The sequence below is a fragment of the Mesorhizobium jarvisii genome (assembly GCF_003601985.1).
In the GTDB taxonomy this organism is placed as follows: Bacteria; Pseudomonadota; Alphaproteobacteria; order Rhizobiales; family Rhizobiaceae; genus Mesorhizobium; species Mesorhizobium jarvisii.
This window is the reverse complement of record NZ_QZXA01000001.1, coordinates 471,713-486,452: the sequence shown is the minus strand read 5'-3', so window position 1 is coordinate 486,452 and position 14,740 is coordinate 471,713. Positions and strand designations below refer to the sequence as shown.

16 protein-coding genes are annotated in these 14,740 nt (G+C 64.4%); 7 read left to right on the top strand and 9 right to left on the bottom strand.

Annotated elements, in window-relative coordinates; genetic code table 11:
• Positions 1-7: 7 nt before the first annotated feature.
• From D3242_RS02390 to D3242_RS02370, 5 genes are read right to left on the bottom strand one after another with little or no spacing between them, the layout of a single operon-like run.
• On the bottom strand, positions 8-1,312 hold the full coding sequence (locus D3242_RS02390) for an NAD(P)/FAD-dependent oxidoreductase (protein WP_064983343.1): 1,305 nt from the start codon (positions 1,310-1,312) through the stop codon (positions 8-10).
• Positions 1,309-2,292: a branched-chain amino acid ABC transporter permease gene (locus tag D3242_RS02385; protein WP_064983341.1), complete on the bottom strand. Its 984-nt coding sequence runs from the start codon at positions 2,290-2,292 to the stop codon at positions 1,309-1,311. Before D3242_RS02385 ends, D3242_RS02390 begins: the two co-directional genes overlap by 4 nt.
• Positions 2,289-3,197: a branched-chain amino acid ABC transporter permease gene (locus D3242_RS02380; RefSeq protein ID WP_064983339.1), complete on the bottom strand. Its 909-nt coding sequence runs from the start codon at positions 3,195-3,197 to the stop codon at positions 2,289-2,291. The genes D3242_RS02385 and D3242_RS02380 overlap by 4 nt, the downstream gene beginning before the upstream one ends.
• Positions 3,194-3,943 (bottom strand): ABC transporter ATP-binding protein, encoded by a 750-nt coding sequence (locus tag D3242_RS02375; RefSeq protein ID WP_019856734.1) that lies wholly within the window; start codon positions 3,941-3,943, stop codon positions 3,194-3,196. The genes D3242_RS02380 and D3242_RS02375 overlap by 4 nt, the downstream gene beginning before the upstream one ends.
• Positions 3,940-4,740: an ABC transporter ATP-binding protein gene (locus tag D3242_RS02370; RefSeq protein ID WP_064983337.1), complete on the bottom strand. Its 801-nt coding sequence runs from the start codon at positions 4,738-4,740 to the stop codon at positions 3,940-3,942. The genes D3242_RS02375 and D3242_RS02370 overlap by 4 nt, the downstream gene beginning before the upstream one ends.
• Before the next feature lie 123 nt (positions 4,741-4,863).
• Between D3242_RS02370 and D3242_RS02365 the strand changes: the two genes are divergently transcribed.
• The 7 genes from D3242_RS02365 to D3242_RS02335 all read left to right on the top strand — a co-directional run bounded on the left by D3242_RS02365 (position 4,864) and on the right by D3242_RS02335 (position 10,844).
• Complete coding sequence (locus D3242_RS02365) at positions 4,864-5,598, top strand: GntR family transcriptional regulator (protein WP_064983335.1); 735 nt, start codon at positions 4,864-4,866, stop codon at positions 5,596-5,598.
• On the top strand, positions 5,595-6,083 hold the full coding sequence (locus D3242_RS02360; RefSeq protein ID WP_064983333.1) for a DUF3830 family protein: 489 nt from the start codon (positions 5,595-5,597) through the stop codon (positions 6,081-6,083). The genes D3242_RS02365 and D3242_RS02360 overlap by 4 nt, the downstream gene beginning before the upstream one ends.
• Before the next feature lies 1 nt (position 6,084).
• Entirely contained in the window at positions 6,085-6,438 is a 354-nt protein-coding gene (locus D3242_RS02355; RefSeq protein ID WP_064983332.1) for a TIGR04076 family protein, read from the top strand.
• Positions 6,435-7,490: an aldo/keto reductase gene (locus D3242_RS02350; RefSeq protein WP_064983330.1), complete on the top strand. Its 1,056-nt coding sequence runs from the start codon at positions 6,435-6,437 to the stop codon at positions 7,488-7,490. The genes D3242_RS02355 and D3242_RS02350 overlap by 4 nt, the downstream gene beginning before the upstream one ends.
• Positions 7,487-7,918: a hypothetical protein gene (locus tag D3242_RS02345; RefSeq protein WP_064983328.1), complete on the top strand. Its 432-nt coding sequence runs from the start codon at positions 7,487-7,489 to the stop codon at positions 7,916-7,918. The genes D3242_RS02350 and D3242_RS02345 overlap by 4 nt, the downstream gene beginning before the upstream one ends.
• A 49-nt stretch (positions 7,919-7,967) precedes the next feature.
• A complete protein-coding gene (locus D3242_RS02340) occupies positions 7,968-9,227 on the top strand; it encodes an ABC transporter substrate-binding protein (protein ID WP_064983327.1) in 1,260 nt (419 codons plus the stop codon).
• Between the two features lie 213 nt (positions 9,228-9,440).
• A complete protein-coding gene (locus tag D3242_RS02335; protein WP_064983325.1) occupies positions 9,441-10,844 on the top strand; it encodes an FAD-binding oxidoreductase in 1,404 nt (467 codons plus the stop codon).
• Between the two features lie 15 nt (positions 10,845-10,859).
• Here the strand turns inward: D3242_RS02335 and D3242_RS02330 are convergent, their stop codons facing one another.
• The 4 genes from D3242_RS02330 to D3242_RS02315 form a co-directional block, all read right to left on the bottom strand.
• A complete protein-coding gene (locus D3242_RS02330) occupies positions 10,860-11,660 on the bottom strand; it encodes an ABC transporter permease (protein ID WP_019856743.1) in 801 nt (266 codons plus the stop codon).
• Complete coding sequence (locus tag D3242_RS02325; RefSeq protein ID WP_019856744.1) at positions 11,657-12,529, bottom strand: ABC transporter permease; 873 nt, start codon at positions 12,527-12,529, stop codon at positions 11,657-11,659. The genes D3242_RS02330 and D3242_RS02325 overlap by 4 nt, the downstream gene beginning before the upstream one ends.
• Positions 12,526-13,629 (bottom strand): ABC transporter ATP-binding protein, encoded by a 1,104-nt coding sequence (locus D3242_RS02320; protein ID WP_064983323.1) that lies wholly within the window; start codon positions 13,627-13,629, stop codon positions 12,526-12,528. Before D3242_RS02320 ends, D3242_RS02325 begins: the two co-directional genes overlap by 4 nt.
• 77 nt (positions 13,630-13,706) lie before the next feature.
• Complete coding sequence (locus D3242_RS02315; RefSeq protein ID WP_038645143.1) at positions 13,707-14,732, bottom strand: ABC transporter substrate-binding protein; 1,026 nt, start codon at positions 14,730-14,732, stop codon at positions 13,707-13,709.
• Positions 14,733-14,740: the final 8 nt, after the last annotated feature.

Here is a 14,740-nt window from a genome sequence, read left to right as displayed (position 1 = left end):
TCGGGGCCTATGCGGTGTCGTCCAGCCGGTCGCGCAGCATGCTCCAGCCAAGCAGCATGTTGGGCGCGTGCCGCAGCAGCGCGTGGAAGGGGATCGGCGCCGGCGGTGCGAACGGCAGCGGCAAATCACGCACCTCGGTTCCGGCGGCCCAGTCGGCCAGCACTTTGCCCATCGCCGTCGTCATGGCGATGCCGCGCCCGTTGCAGGCGCGGCCGGCGATCAGCCCTGGCCCCAGATCCAGGAGGTGCGGCAGGAAATCCGGCTCGACCGCGGCCATTCCTGACCAGCCATAGGCAAGCGGTGGCAGGTCCGGCAGGTCGAGATGGCTGGCCAGCCGCCGCCAGATCGTGTGCGGCACGCGTGTGTCGGCGCCGGCGCTCAGAATATGCATGCCGCCGCTGATCAGCCGATTGTCGGCATCGAAGCGGAAGGTGAAGAGATTGCGCCTGGTGTCGCCCACGCCCTGCCCGCCGGGAAGCAAACGCGTCCGCACGTCGCGCGGCAAAGGCTCTGTCGCGATCTGGAAAATCTTCAGCGGAAAATAGCTTCGTTGCAGCAGCGGATTGAGCGATCCGCCATAGGCGTTGGTGGCGATCAGCACCTTGCCGGCACGCGCCGAACCCGATGGCGTTTTCAGCGACCAGCCATCGACCACGCGATCGACCGAGGTAACCGGCGTGCGCTCGAAGATCTTGGCGCCAGCCTTCTGCGCCGCACCGGCCAGTCCATTCGCGTAGGCGACCGGATTGAGCACGCCGCCCGAACGGTCCATCCAGCCGCCGACATAGCCGCGTGCGCCCGTCAGCGCCTCGACGTCTTGCCGATCCAACGTGACAGCCGGTCGGTCACGCCACGCCCATTGCCCGGCGCGCGATTTGACCTTCTCGAGGGCGGCAGGCGAATGTGCAGGTTGGATCCATCCGTTCTGCACGGCGTCGCAGTCGATGCCGTGCCGTTTGATCAGGCCGAAGACCAGGTCGGCACTGCCGGCGGCAAAGTCGATCAGGCGCTCGCCGCGCTCCGGGCCGAGATGCGCGACGATGCTGTCAGGGTCCATCTTGGCGAAGTTCGGCACGACGAAACCGGCATTCCTCCCGGTCGCGCCCCAGGCGATGATTTCGGCTTCGAGAACAGCGACCGAGATGCCTTTTTCAGCGGCGTGCAGCGCGGTCGACAGGCCGGCAAATCCACCGCCGACGATGGCCAGATCGACATCCAGCCCGCCTTGCAGCGCCGGCCGTTCCCGGCGGTTGCCGCTGACGGCATGCCAGAGCGAAGCGCCACGCGCTTCCTGCCCGATCGCAGCGGTCATGATCCGGAACTGCTCTTGATCGCCGCCGCTTTTTCTCGCTTGCCGAAGCGTGGGCGACGCGGCCTGTCGCCGAACAGACCGTTCGGCCGGATCAGCAGGATGACGCAGAGCATGACGCCGATGGCGACGATCTGCAGCGAGGCCGCACGCGCCTGCTGCTCGGGCGCGAACAGAACGCTGGTCAATGTGCCCGACCCCGCCCATATCCCCCAGACAAGGATGCTGCCGATGACGGCGCCGAGATTGCTGCCCGAGCCGCCGACGATCAGCATCACCCAGACCTGGAAGGTCAGGATCGGCAAATAATTGTCCGGTGCGATGAAGCCGGTGAAATGCGCCTGCAACGCGCCGGCCAGCGCCATGATCGCGCCGCCGACGGCAAAGGCCTGGACGCGGTAGAAGCGCGCGCTCTTGCCCAGCGAGATCGCCGCCCGCTCATCCTCGCGCAAGGCCTTCAGCACGCGTCCCCAGGGGCTGCGCGACAGATGCTCCAGAGCGAGATAGGCGATCAGCGTGACCGCGCCGACGACGGCGAGGTTGGACAGGTTGAACAGCAGCGGCGTCTCCGCAAGGCTGCCGAAGGGACGCGGAATGAAGCCGATGCCAAACGGCCCGCCGGTCAGCTTCTGCGCATTGAGCGCGACCAGTTGCACGACGACGGCGACGCCGAATGTGGTGATCGCCAGATAGTCGGATCTCAGCCGCAGTGTCGCCATGCCGGTCAGTGCAGCGGCAATGCCGCCGACGACCATGGCACCCGCCCAGCCGACAAGGATCGGCAGGCCGAAGCCACCAAGTCGCGCAGCATCGTCCGGCGTGGTCAGCAAGGCCGAAGTGTAGGCACCAATGGCGACGAAACCGGCGAGGCCGACATTGAACAGGCCGGTCAGCCCCCACTGCAGATTGAGCCCGAGCGTGACCAGCGAAAAGATCAGCGCGGTGGTCAGGAAGAAGGCGCCGTAGCCGATAAGATCGATCATCTTTCCCGAACTCCGAAAAGGCCGATCGGCCGCACGAACAGCACCGCCATCAGGATGATGAAGGAGACGGCGGCGCGCCATTCGGCGCCGATCAGCTGCACCGCGCCGGCTTCGGCGAGCCCGATGATCAGGCCGCCGAGCACCGCGCCCGGAATGCTGCCGATGCCGCCGAGAATGGCGGCGGCGAACATCGGCAGCAGCATGTCGAAACCCATGAACGGTCGGATCTGCACCAGGATGCCGATCATCACGCCGGCGACGCAGGCAAGCGCGCCGCCGATGATCCAGGTGACGCGCACGACGCTGGCGACGTCGATGCCGACGATGCGGGCAAGCGCCGCATTCTGGCTGAGCGCCTGCATGGCGCGGCCGGTCTGCGTGCGCGTCATCAAAAGATGCACGCCGAGCACCAGCACCGCGGTCAGCAGCAGAAGTGCGATCTGATCGGGCGTGATGCGGATGCCGAAGCCGACCGGCATGGCGATCTGGATCGCCCTGCTGAAATAGGTCGGACGTGAGCTGAAGGTGAATTCGAGCAGGCTCCTCAGCGCCATCGAGGCGCCGAAGCTCGCCATCACCACGATGATCGCCTGGCCCTGCGAGCGCAGCCGCGAGAACAGCACTCTGTCGAGTAGCAGCGCCAGCAAGGCGGTGAAGGCCATGCCGACGACCAGCGCAACCAGGAGCGGCCAGCCGAAGGACAGCGGCGCGATGGGTGCTACCTTGCCGAAGGTGGCGCCAATGGCACTGACGACGGCCAAGGTCGCATAGGTGCCCCAGGCCATGAAGTCGCCATGAGCAAAATTGGAGAAGCGCAGGATCGAATAGGTCAGCGTCACGCCGATGGCGCCAAGGCCGATCATCGAACCCGTCAGCAATCCATCGACGACAAATTGCAGGCTCATGCCGCGCCTCCCTTGCTGGCGCGAGAGGGGCGCTGACCGAGATAGAGTTCGGCGACGACAGGATCGTTCCACAGTTCGGAAGCGACGCCCTCGTGCCGATCCTTGCCCTCGACCAGCACATAGGCGCGGTCGCCGATCGCCAGTGCTGCCTTGGCATTTTGTTCGACCAGGAGGATGGTGACGCCGGACTTGCGGATGCCGGCCAGCATCTCGAACACCATCGACACGAATTTCGGCGACAGGCCGGCCGACGGTTCGTCGAGGACCAGCACCTTGGGATGCACGATCAGGGCGCGGGCGACCGCAAGCATTTGTCGTTGTCCGCCCGACAGATTGCCGGCGGCGGTGCGGCGCTGGCGCACGAGATCCGGGAAGGCCGCGTACATCTCGTCCATACGCGCTGGGATTTCACGCCGCTCGAGGATGCCGCAGGCGACTCTGAGATTGTCCTCGACCGACATCAGGGGAAAGATATTCTCTGTCTGCGGCACGAAGGCCAGGCCAAGCCGCACCATGGTATGGGCCGGTGCTGCGGTGATGTCCTTGCCGTCCAAGAACACCGTGCCGCCGGTGATCGGGACGAGGCCGGAGATCGCCTTGATGAAGCTCGATTTGCCGGCGCCGTTGGGGCCGAGGACGACGACGATCTCGCCTTTTCTGACAGTGATCGAGGCGCCGCGCACGATCGGCACGCCAGGCTCGTAGCCGGCTTCGAGATCGCGGACATCGAGGACGGCTTCGCTCATGCGGTGCCCCCGAGATAGGCCTCGATGACGCGCGGGTCGCGGGCGACCTCTTCCGCCGTGCCTTCGCTGAGCAGTTGCCCGCTCGCCATGACCAGCACGCGGTGACAGAGCTGCGTCACCATGTCGATATTGTGCTCGATCAGCAGGAAGGTGATGCCGCGCGCATTGATGTCGCGGATGCGGTCGATGATGACTTCCAGCAGCGTCGCGTTGACGCCGGCCGCCGGCTCGTCGAGCAGGATGATTGCCGGGTCGGCCATCATGACACGGGCGAGTTCGAGCAATTTGCGCTGGCCGCCGGACAGCACGCGCGCCGGCTCATGCGCCAGATGCGCGAGGGTCACCAGTTCCAAAAGGTCGAGCGCCTTTGCCCTGGCCGCTTTTTCCTGTGCCGCCACCCGCCATGGCGTGACGAAGTTGGCCAGCAGCTTTTCGCCGGCCTGGCCCTGTGCCGCCAGCATGATGTTTTCGATCAGCGTCAGATTGGGCAGCGGGCGGGGGATCTGGAAGGTACGGCCAAGGCCACGGCCGATACGCAGATGCGCGGCTTCGCCGGAGACGCGCGCACCGTTGAGCAGGATATCGCCGCTGGAAGGCAGAATACTGCCGGCCAGCAGGTCGAACATGGTCGTCTTGCCGGCGCCATTCGGTCCGATCAGGCCAAGGATTTCGCCGGCTTTGACGTCAAACGAGACATCGTTGACGGCGACAAGGCCGCCGAACCGCCTGACGATATGCCTCGCCGTCAGAGCCAGCGCACGGGTCTCCTTCCCCTGCCGTTCGGTTGCCTCGCTCATCAAACCCTCTGGCCGAAGACGGTCATCGCCATCTCCTGATTATTGATTTGTGATCACACTTGCTTTGATCACGCTATTCGGCTTTAATTTCATCCGCAAGCCGAAAACGGGGCAAAAGCCGGAATGCAGAAGGCTGCCATCGAGCGAAATAACGAAACAATCGCAGCCCAGCTTACGCCGGTCGGCCGCGAGACCGTGCAGGATCGCGTCTATTCCGAATTGCGCCGCGCCTTGATCGGCGGCCTTTTCGAACCGAACCAGGTGCTGACCATCCGCGGCCTTGCCGATGCGCTGGTCACCTCGACCATGCCGGTGCGCGAAGCGCTCGGCCGGCTGATCACGGAAAAGGCGCTGGAGGCGCTGCCCAACCGCTCGGTGCGCGTGCCGCCGATCACGCTGGAACGTATCGACGATCTTTTGCGTGCCCGCTCACTCATCGAAGGCGAAGCGATCGCGCTTGCCGCCACGCGCATGAGCCCGCGCCAGATCGCTTCGATTGAAGCCATGCTCGGCGAGTGGGATGAGATGCGGGCGCTGAAGCACAAGAAGGATATCGACCGCGAAGCGACGCTCAACCAGAGCTTCCATTTCGAGATCTACCGCTGCTGCGGCTCGGCCGTGCTGATCCCGATGATCGAAAGCCTTTGGCTGCAATCGGGCCCCTGCATCCGCGTCGCCATCTATGCCTTTTCCGACGCCGGCGAGGTCGACACCGCGCACTATCACCGCCGCATCGTCGCGGCGCTCGCCAAGCAGGATGCGCAAGCGGCGCGCGAGGCGCTGGTGGCCGATATCAGCCGGCCTTTTGCCTTCTTGCGCGACAAGCTTCAATCCGCCGCCGCGAAAGACCAGACATGAACAAGCCGGCCTTCAAGATCACCGAACCGCGCTCGAAGCTTTCCGTGACGGCGCTGCTGCTGCCCGAAAAGGCGCCGGAAAACGCTGCCTTTCTCCAGGCGTACCTCGCCATGCCACGTGTCGTCCCCGGCATCCATGCGATGTGGACGGGACCGGAAATCTCCTGCCCGATTCCATCAGCTGATCTCGATGGCCAGGCCTATGCCAGGCCCTTGCCGGCGGAGAACGCAACGCTGACGCCGCAGCCCGGCGATATTGTGCTGTCCTATGTGCCGCCGCGCATGTGGGGCGGCAATCCCAATGCCATTTTCGACATCGGCCTCTACTACGGGCAGGGCGCACGGCTTCTGTTCCCGATCGGCTGGCTGGCCGGCAGCGTCGTGGCGCAGGTACGCGCTGAAGAGCGCGACCAATTCGCCGCCTCATGTGGCGTCATCCGCCGCAACGGCGCCTGCGACGTCACCTTCAGCCTGGTGGAGGGCTGACATGGCCGACGACAGTTTCGAGCTCTTCGACCTTCGCGTCGAGGCGGTCATCCCCGAGGGCAAGCCGATCTATTGCGGCGCCAAGGCGGGCGATTATTTCGAACTCAAGGGCGAGATGCTGTCCCTGCCGGCGGGGCAGGGCTTTTCGATCTATTCGCTCGCCGCCGTGTTGCCGCTGCTGGCGGCAAAGCAGCGCCCGACCGACGCCAATGACTGGATGACCTCGGACGCCGAGATCGCCTGTCCCGATCCCAATTGCGCCAGCCGGCTCCGGATCGTCAGGACCGGCAAACGGCGGTTCAGCCATGCGCAGGCCACGGCCGTGCCGCTGCCGAAGGAGAATGACAAGGGATGACCGCCAAGACTTTCGAACTCGGCCCCGGCTACACCATCTCGCGCGTCATTCGCGGCGGCTGGCAGCTTGCCGGCGGCCATGGCGCCATCGACCGCAATCAAGCGGTGAGCGACCTGATCGCAACTTTTGATGCCGGCATCTGGACCTATGATTGCGCCGACATCTACACCGGCGTCGAGGAACTGATCGGCGCCGCGCGCCTGCGGCTGGCCAGCGAGCGCGGCCTCGACGTTGCCGCAAGAATGAAGGTGCACACCAAGCTGGTGCCCGACCTGGAACGGCTGGCCACGATCAGCCGCGACTATATCAGGGGCATCGTCGAGCAGTCGCTGCGCAGGCTGAAGACCGAGCGGCTCGATCTCGTGCAGTTCCACTGGTGGGACTATGACCAGCCTCGCTATGTCGAGGCGATGAGCTGGCTGGACGAGCTTCGGCGCGAGGGCAAGGTGCGCAATCTCGGCACCACCAATTTCGACACGCCGCGGCTGGCCGAAATCCTCGCCGCCGGCATTCCGCTGGTCAGCCAGCAGTTGCAATATTCGGTGCTCGATCAGCGGCCGACACACAGCCTCGCCGAGCTTGCCGCGAAAAACGGTGTCAGCTTCCTCTGCTATGGTTCGGTAGCCGGCGGCTTCCTCAGCGACAAATGGCTCGGCGTGTCCGAACCCGCCACGCCGCTCGAAAACCGCTCACTGGTCAAATACAAGCTGATCATCGATGATTTCGGCGGCTGGGACCTGTTCCAGCAGCTGCTCCAGGCACTGAAGGCTGTCGGCGACCGCCACTGCGTCGACATCGCCACCATCGCCAGCGCCTGGGTGCTGGAACAGCCGCGAGTCGCCGCCGTCATCGTCGGCGCCCGTAACCAGGCGCATGCGCTCGCCAATGCTGGCATTATGGATGTCGCGCTCGACGCCGATGACCGGGCGAAAATAGCGACTGTTATCGCGCAAAGCCAAGGTCCCCTCGGCGACGTCTACACGCTGGAGCGCGACCGTCACGGCCGCCACGGCTCGATCATGCACTACAATTTGAACGCAGGCCGCACATGAGCGCCAGCAACCCGACGCTGTTTTCGCAGGCCAGCGCCGAGGTTATCGGCCTGCATCGCTTCTTCGTCGACTGGTTCGTCGCCGCGCGAGCCGACACGGTGGACTTCACGCGCTTCGAAGGCGTCATGGGCGAAGGCTTGACCATGATCGCACCGAGCGGCCAGATCCTCGGCCGTGACGCTGTGATTGATCATGTCCGCTCAAGCCGCGCCACATGCGACGACGGGTTTGCCATTTCGATCGAGGATATCAGGCCCGGTTGGCAAACCGAGGACTCCATCGTCGTCCTTTACGTCGAGGCGCAGTTGCGCGGCGGCAAGCACAGTCGCCGTCAGTCGAGCGCTGTCTTCACCATCAGTTCATCGGCGCCCAACGGCGTCGAATGGCGACACCTGCATGAAACCTGGCTGCAGGTGCCGGAACGCTGAACAGGCTCCAGAGATCAAATTAGTGTCGAGTAACGAAAGGGGAACAACAATGAGAAAGACGATACTCCACCTCACCACCGCGCTTGCTCTCGTCACGCTGGCGGGCGCCGCGCAGGCCGCCGACTGCAAGATCACCGTCGGCCTCGTCATGGAACTGACCGGTCCGGCCGGCGAATACGGCCAGGCCGGCGCCAAGTCGGTCGAAATGGCTTTTCGCGACATCAACGAAGCCGGCGGCGTGCGCGGCTGCGAGCTGGTGACCGACACGCGCGACAGCCAGAGCCAGGGCAACATCGCCGTCGACGCCGCGACCCAGCTGGTGCAGGTCAAGAAGGTGCCGGTCATCATCGGCGGCATCATCTCGTCGGTGTCGATTCCGATCCTGACCTCTGTCACGGCACCTGCCAAGATCGTCCAGGTCTCGCCGGCGTCCTCCTCGCCGACGCTGACCGCGCTCGGCCGCGACGGCAAGACCAACGGCATCTTCTTCCGCACCATCACGTCCGATGCGCTGCAAGGTGTGGCCGCCGCCAAATACGCCATAGACAAGGGCTTCAAGAAGCTGTCGATCATCCACGTCAACAACGATTTCGGGGTCAACATGGTGGCCGAATTCTCGCGTGCCTACAAAGCGCTCGGGGGCACCATCGTTTCGGACACGCCCTACAACGAGAAGCAGTCGAGCTATGCCTCGGAAGTCACGGCGGCGATGGCCGGCGAGCCGGACGGCCTCTATCTGGTCAGCACGCCGGTCGACGGCGCGACCGTTGCCCGCACCTGGATTTCGCAAGGCGGCGTGCAGAAATTCCTGCTCAATGACGGCATGAACAGCCCTGACTTCATCGAGTCCGTCGGTGCCGACTATCTGAAGGACGCCTATGGCACGTCGTCGGGAACCAGCCCGACCGCATCGACCGAGTATTTCACCAAGAACTACAAGGCATTCTCCGGCATCGAACCCTCCAACCCGGCGGCCGATCGTTCCTATGATGCCGGCGCCATCGTCGGGCTGGCCATCGCCATTGCCGGCTCCGAGGATCCGGCCAAGATCAGGGATGCCATGTACAAGGCAGTCGATCCGGCAGGCACGCCGATCTTCGCCGGTAAGGAGGAGTTCGCCAAGGCGCTCGGCCTGATTAAGGACGGCAAGCCGATCCGCTACGAAGGCGTCATCGGTCCGGTGGCCTTCGATAAATTCGGCGACATCACCGGCCCGTTCCGGCTGTGGAAGATCATCGATGGCAAGGTGACCACCGATGGCGAAATGACCACCGATGACGTCAACGCGCTACAGGCCAAGCTTCAGTAAGCAGACACAATGGCCGCCGGCATCAATCGCGTCTTACCGTGATTGATGCCGGTGTCGCTCAGGGCAGCCGATATCGCTTGCACGACAGGCGATCCCGAATAGGATCGGCCGGCTGCAATTGAAGGATGGCGAGCGTGGCGGACGAAATACTCATCGGCCCATGCGGTCGCGGGACGCAGACGACGCGCTTCGCCACGCCGGCGTCTGAGTCCGATGTCGCCTGAAACGCAACGGCTTCTCTCCGCCCTTGGCGATCGGCTGGGCGTGGGCGGCGTGCTTGCAGGCTCCGATGTCGACCAGCGCTATCGCGACGATCCCGACGGCAAGCTTGGCGTGCTGCCCGAAGTGGTGCTGCGTCCGCGCGATACTATCGGTGTCGCGGCGGCGCTCGCTGGCTGCAACGCTCTTGGCCAGCCGGTCGTCGTCCAGGGCGGACGCACCGGGCTGGCCGGTGGCACGCGCGTCCAGCCCGGGGAGATCGTGCTGTCGCTGGAGCGCATGAGCGGCCTCGCCGCGCCGGACACTCAAGCCTCCAGTATCGTCGCCGAAGCCGGCGCGACGCTGCAAGCGGTGCAGGAGGCGGCCGACGGTGCCGGGCTGATGTTCGGTGTCGATATCGGCGCGCGCGGCTCGGCCACGGTCGGCGGCAACATCGCCACCAACGCCGGCGGTATCCGCGTGCTGCGTTATGGCATGTACCGGGCGCAGGTGCTGGGGCTGGAGGCCGTGCTGGCCGATGGCAGCGTGCTGTCCTCGATGAAGGGCCTGCCGAAGGACAATTCCGGCTACGACCTCGGCCAGCTCTTCATCGGCGCGGAAGGGACGCTCGGCGTCGTCACCCGCGCCGCGCTCCGGCTGCATCCGAAGCCGGCCTCCGAGGTGAACGCCTTCTGCGCGCTCGCTTCGCTCGATGCGGCGATCGCCCTGCTCGGGCTGCTTCGGCAAAAGCTCGGGCCATTGTTATCCGCCTATGAGGTCAACTTCGCGCCGCTCTATGACGTAATGGCTGCCAGCATGGCCATGCCGGCGCCATTGCCGGCGGGCTCGCCCGTCTATGTGCTGGCCGAAATCCAGGGCAGCGAGCCTGAGCGCGACAGCGAGCGCTTCGCCGAAGTCCTGATGCAGGCGGTCGAGGACGGCGTGGTCGACGATGTCGTCGTCTCGCAATCGCCGCGTGAATTCCGCGCGCTCTGGGATGTGCGGGAAGACGCCAATCGCGTCCTGTTTTCGATGAAAGGCCTGATCGGCGTCGACATCAGCATTCCGCTGGCACGGATGGGGGCGTTCCTGCAAGAAGCGGAGACCGCGATCCGCGCCTTTGACCCCGACGCCGACATCTATGTCTTCGGCCATCTCGGCGATGGCAATCTGCACTACCAGGTGCGCACTGTGGATCCGGCGGCGGCCTACGGCATCGTCTATAGCGGCGTGGCGGTGGCGGGCGGCGGCGTTTCGGCCGAGCATGGCATCGGTCTCGACAAGAAGCAGTGGTTGCATCTGGTGCGCAGCGACGCCGAGATCGCCACGATGCGGCGGCTGAAGACGGCGCTCGACCCGAAGCACATCCTCAATCGGGGGCGTGTCTTCGACCTCGATCCAGCTGCCTTCGCACGATGACGGGTGTTCGATAATTCAGCTCCGCTCCGTCGCCATCTGCCTGGGGATCAGGAAACGGGCGGCGAGCACGCAGAGCAGCACGGTGAACATCAGGATCAAGGCGACCAGCGCATTGATGTCGGGCGAGAAGCCAAGCCGCATCATCGCCCACAGCCTGACCGGCAGGGTGCTTTGCGTGCCGGTGACCAGGATGGTGATCATCGTCTCGTCGAACGACAGCGCGAAGGCCAGGATTGCGCCGCCGACCATGGCGCTCGACAGATTCGGCAGGATGATGCGCCAGAAGGTCTGCCAGCCGGTGGCGCCGAGATCGTAGGACGCTTCGACCAGTGTACGGCTCATCGACTGCAGCCGCATCAGCACGGTGCGATAGACGATCGCCAGCACGAAGACCGTATGGCCGATGACGACCGTCAGCAGAGAACGTTCGAGGCCGATCTCGCGGAAGAAGATCAGCAGCGCGAGGCCGCTGATGATCGGCGGCATCAGGAACGGCAGGAAGATGATGAACTGCAGGATCGAGCGCCCCGAGCGGCGCCCGTGATAATAGAGCGCCAGCAGCGTGCCGCTGACCACCGAGAGCACGACGGTGCACAGGCCGACGATCAGCGTGGTGCGCAAGGCTGCCAGGATGTCGTGGTTTTCGGCCAGGGCTCGGTAGGTCGAGAGGGTTGGTGACGACCAGTCGACATCGCCGTGCGAGATGGTGAAGAACGACGACACGATCGGCACGAACAGTGGGCTGTAGAGCAGCACCGCGACCAGCGTTGTGATCACGGCCAGGAAGATGGTGGAGGGTCGGGGCAGGGCGTTCATACCGACGTCCCCCGGCTGCGCCCGAACCGTTCGCCGATGAGGATGGCGCAGATCACCACGATCGCCAGCGCCACCGACAGTGCCGCGCCGAATGGCCAATTATAGGCCGTGCCGAACTGGCTGTAGAGGATGCGGCCGAAGGTGAAGCCGCTGATCCCGCCGACCATCTGCGGCGTCAGGAAATCGCCGATCGCCAGCACGAAGACGAAGCTCGCCGCCGAGGCGACGCCGGGCAGGCTGAGCGGCAAGGTGATACGCAGGAACGTCTGCAAGCCGCTCGCGCCAAGATCGTCGGAGGCACGCAGCAAGGTCTGCGGTATCCGCTCCAGCGACAGGAAGATCGGCAGGATCGCGAAGGGGATCAAAAGCAGGCTCAGCGTCAACAGGATGGCGTTCATGTTGAACACGAAAAGCGTCGACGGCTGCTGCAGGATGCCAATTGCCACCAGCGCCTTGTTGAGGAAGCCGTTGAGGCCGAGGATGCTGCGGATCGCGTAGATCTTGATGACGTAGCTCATCAGCAGCGGCACCAGAAGCAGCATCAGCAAGGCATAGCGCCACCGCCCTCTCAGCGTCGTCAGGAAATAGGCAGCGGGATAGGCAAGCAGGATGCAGATGACGGCGACCGACACGCACAGCACGATGGTGTTCCAAAACACCGGCAGGAAGATCGGATCGGTGAAGAACCGGACATAGTTGCCGAGCGTCGGCGCGTAGACGATCGTGCCCTGGTCGACGCTGAAGAAACTGTAGACCAGGAAGATCGCCAGCGGCACCAGGACGAAGATCACCGGCAGGGCGAAAGCCAGCACGGTCACCAGCAGCGACAAACGCCTTTCCGCGGGCTGTGTCGTGACGCCCGCGCTCATGCCAGCACCAGATGGCCTTCATGCGGCGCAAACGAAAGCGAAACCGTCTCGCCGGATCTCAGCGCGCTGCCGTCGATCCGGCTTGGGGTTCGCAGCCGCAGCCGCTGCGCGGCAGTGTCCGCACCCGCCGTGATCGTGGCGACGGTCGACGAGCCGGCAAAGGCCAGATCGGCGATGGTGCCGGAAAAGCGGTTGTCGCCGTCTGTGGAGTCCGCGAGATGCAAGGCCTCGGGCCGGAACGCCGCGAAGGCGCTCGCGCCGTCTGGCGCGGCCTTCAAATGCGGCTGGCCGCTGATCGAACAGATCAGTCGCCCAAGTGCGGTCTCGATCGGCCGCTGCTCGCCCTGGACGGGGCCGAGCTTTCCGGCCACCAGATTGTTCTCGCCGAAGAAGCGCGCCACGAACTCGCAATTCGGCTTGTAGTAAAGCTCGTGCGGCGTGCCGAGCTGGCGGATATGGCCAGCCTGCATGACGCAGATCCGGTCGGCCATGCCGATCGCTTCTTCCTGGTCATGGGTGACGAAAAGGAAGGTGGTCTTGATCTCGCGCTGGATGGATTTCAGGAACTCCTGCATCTGCCGGCGCAGTTCGAGGTCGAGCGCGGCGAGCGGCTCGTCAAGCAGGATCAGGCGCGGCTGGCAGATCAGCGCTCGGGCGAGCGCGACGCGCTGGCGCTGGCCGCCGGAAAGCTGTGCCGGAAAGCGGTCGGCGAAGCGCCCGAGTTGCACCAGCTCCAGGGCTTCCGCGACACGGCGCGCAATCTCCTTGCGCTGGACATGGCGCACCGAGAGACCATAGCCCACATTGCCGGAAACGGTCATATGCGGGAACAACGCATAGTCCTGGAACACGGTGTTGAACGGCCGCTTGTTGATCGGCATGCGGCTGATGTCCTGGCCGTCGAGGCGGATCTCGCCCGCGGTCAGTGGCTCCAGCCCGCCGATCAGCCGCAAGACCGTGGTTTTGCCCGAGCCCGACGGTCCAAGAACGGTCAGGAACTCACCGTCCCGGACAGACAGGTCGATGTCGTGCAGCACGGGAACCGTGCCGTAGGATTTCGAGACGGACCGCAGCGTCAGCAGGTCGGTGTTCTGGCTCATAGACTATTCTCGCATACGCTGCGGCGGTCCGGAACGTCCGGACCGCCGGGTCCTTCTAGGTCGGGCTGCGGAAAGGATCAGGGCGTCGCCTTGATCTCGTTCCACATGTCCGACCGCTTCAGCGGGTCCTCGACATTGTTCAGCCAGACCAGCTTGTCGTTGCTGCCGGCACTGCTCGACTCGACCACGGTGTTGCCGAAGCCGGTGCGCTCGGAAAGCTCGCCGCTGACCTTCTTCGTCAGCATGAAGTCGATCCATTGCTCGGCCGCCGCATTGTCGCGCACGCCCTTGGAGATCACCCAATTGTCGAGCCAGGCCAGAGCGCCTTCACTCGGATTGACGTAGGCGACATGGGCGCCGATCTTCTGCAGCGCCTTGACCTGCTGCTGGCCATAATTGGCCCAGATCAGGGCAACGTCATTGTTCTGGTAGATCTGCTGCGCCTCGTCGGCGGTGGTGTAGAAACTCAGCACATTGCGCTTGAGCTCAACCAGCTTGGCCTTGACCGCCGCCATCTGCTCCGCGTCGAGATTGAACGGATCCTTGTAGCCAAGCGTCAGAGCGGTGAACGAGAAATTGTGCTCGCCATTGTCGTAGGCCAGGACCTTGCCCTTGTAGGCCGGATCCCACAGCACCGACATCGAGGTCGGCGCCGGCTTGACCTTGTCCGTGTCGTAGATCAGCCCGATGGAATCGAAGCAGAACGGAATGCCGTAGACCTTGCCGTCCTTGGTGTCGCCGCTGACCTGCGATAGATCGCGGAAGCGCGGCAGCACCTCCTTCTGGTTCGACAGCTTGGTGATGTCGATCGGCGACACCAGATCGGCCTTGATGTAGCGCTGCAGCTGGGCGGTGTTGACGGCGAAGACATCGAAATCCTGGCCTTCGCTGCCCTTGATCTTGGCCCAGATCTCGTCATCGCTGCCGATGAAGACGACATCGACGCCGATGCCGGTTGCCGCGGTGAAATCCTTCACCCAATCCGGGTCGGCATAGCCGTCCCAGGCCAGTACTCGAAGGTTCGCGGCCAAGGCCGCCGATGTCATCAGGCCGATGCCGAGCCCGATTGTCGCTAGTTTTAGAAACGCTTTCTTCAGTCCCATTTTTAATC

Coding starts and splice junctions, on each gene's coding strand:
- D3242_RS02385 (WP_064983341.1), bottom strand. CDS start 2,292: ATGATCGATCTTATCGGCTACGGCGCCTTCTTCCTGACCACCGCGCTG.
- D3242_RS02355 (WP_064983332.1), top strand. CDS start 6,085: ATGGCCGACGACAGTTTCGAGCTCTTCGACCTTCGCGTCGAGGCGGTC.
- D3242_RS02335 (WP_064983325.1), top strand. CDS start 9,441: ATGTCGCCTGAAACGCAACGGCTTCTCTCCGCCCTTGGCGATCGGCTG.
- D3242_RS02325 (WP_019856744.1), bottom strand. CDS start 12,529: ATGAGCGCGGGCGTCACGACACAGCCCGCGGAAAGGCGTTTGTCGCTG.
- D3242_RS02350 (WP_064983330.1), top strand. CDS start 6,435: ATGACCGCCAAGACTTTCGAACTCGGCCCCGGCTACACCATCTCGCGC.
- D3242_RS02315 (WP_038645143.1), bottom strand. CDS start 14,732: ATGGGACTGAAGAAAGCGTTTCTAAAACTAGCGACAATCGGGCTCGGC.
- D3242_RS02320 (WP_064983323.1), bottom strand. CDS start 13,629: ATGAGCCAGAACACCGACCTGCTGACGCTGCGGTCCGTCTCGAAATCC.
- D3242_RS02345 (WP_064983328.1), top strand. CDS start 7,487: ATGAGCGCCAGCAACCCGACGCTGTTTTCGCAGGCCAGCGCCGAGGTT.
- D3242_RS02360 (WP_064983333.1), top strand. CDS start 5,595: ATGAACAAGCCGGCCTTCAAGATCACCGAACCGCGCTCGAAGCTTTCC.
- D3242_RS02380 (WP_064983339.1), bottom strand. CDS start 3,197: ATGAGCCTGCAATTTGTCGTCGATGGATTGCTGACGGGTTCGATGATC.
- D3242_RS02330 (WP_019856743.1), bottom strand. CDS start 11,660: ATGAACGCCCTGCCCCGACCCTCCACCATCTTCCTGGCCGTGATCACA.
- D3242_RS02375 (WP_019856734.1), bottom strand. CDS start 3,943: ATGAGCGAAGCCGTCCTCGATGTCCGCGATCTCGAAGCCGGCTACGAG.
- D3242_RS02365 (WP_064983335.1), top strand. CDS start 4,864: ATGCAGAAGGCTGCCATCGAGCGAAATAACGAAACAATCGCAGCCCAG.
- D3242_RS02390 (WP_064983343.1), bottom strand. CDS start 1,312: ATGACCGCTGCGATCGGGCAGGAAGCGCGTGGCGCTTCGCTCTGGCAT.
- D3242_RS02370 (WP_064983337.1), bottom strand. CDS start 4,740: ATGAGCGAGGCAACCGAACGGCAGGGGAAGGAGACCCGTGCGCTGGCT.
- D3242_RS02340 (WP_064983327.1), top strand. CDS start 7,968: ATGAGAAAGACGATACTCCACCTCACCACCGCGCTTGCTCTCGTCACG.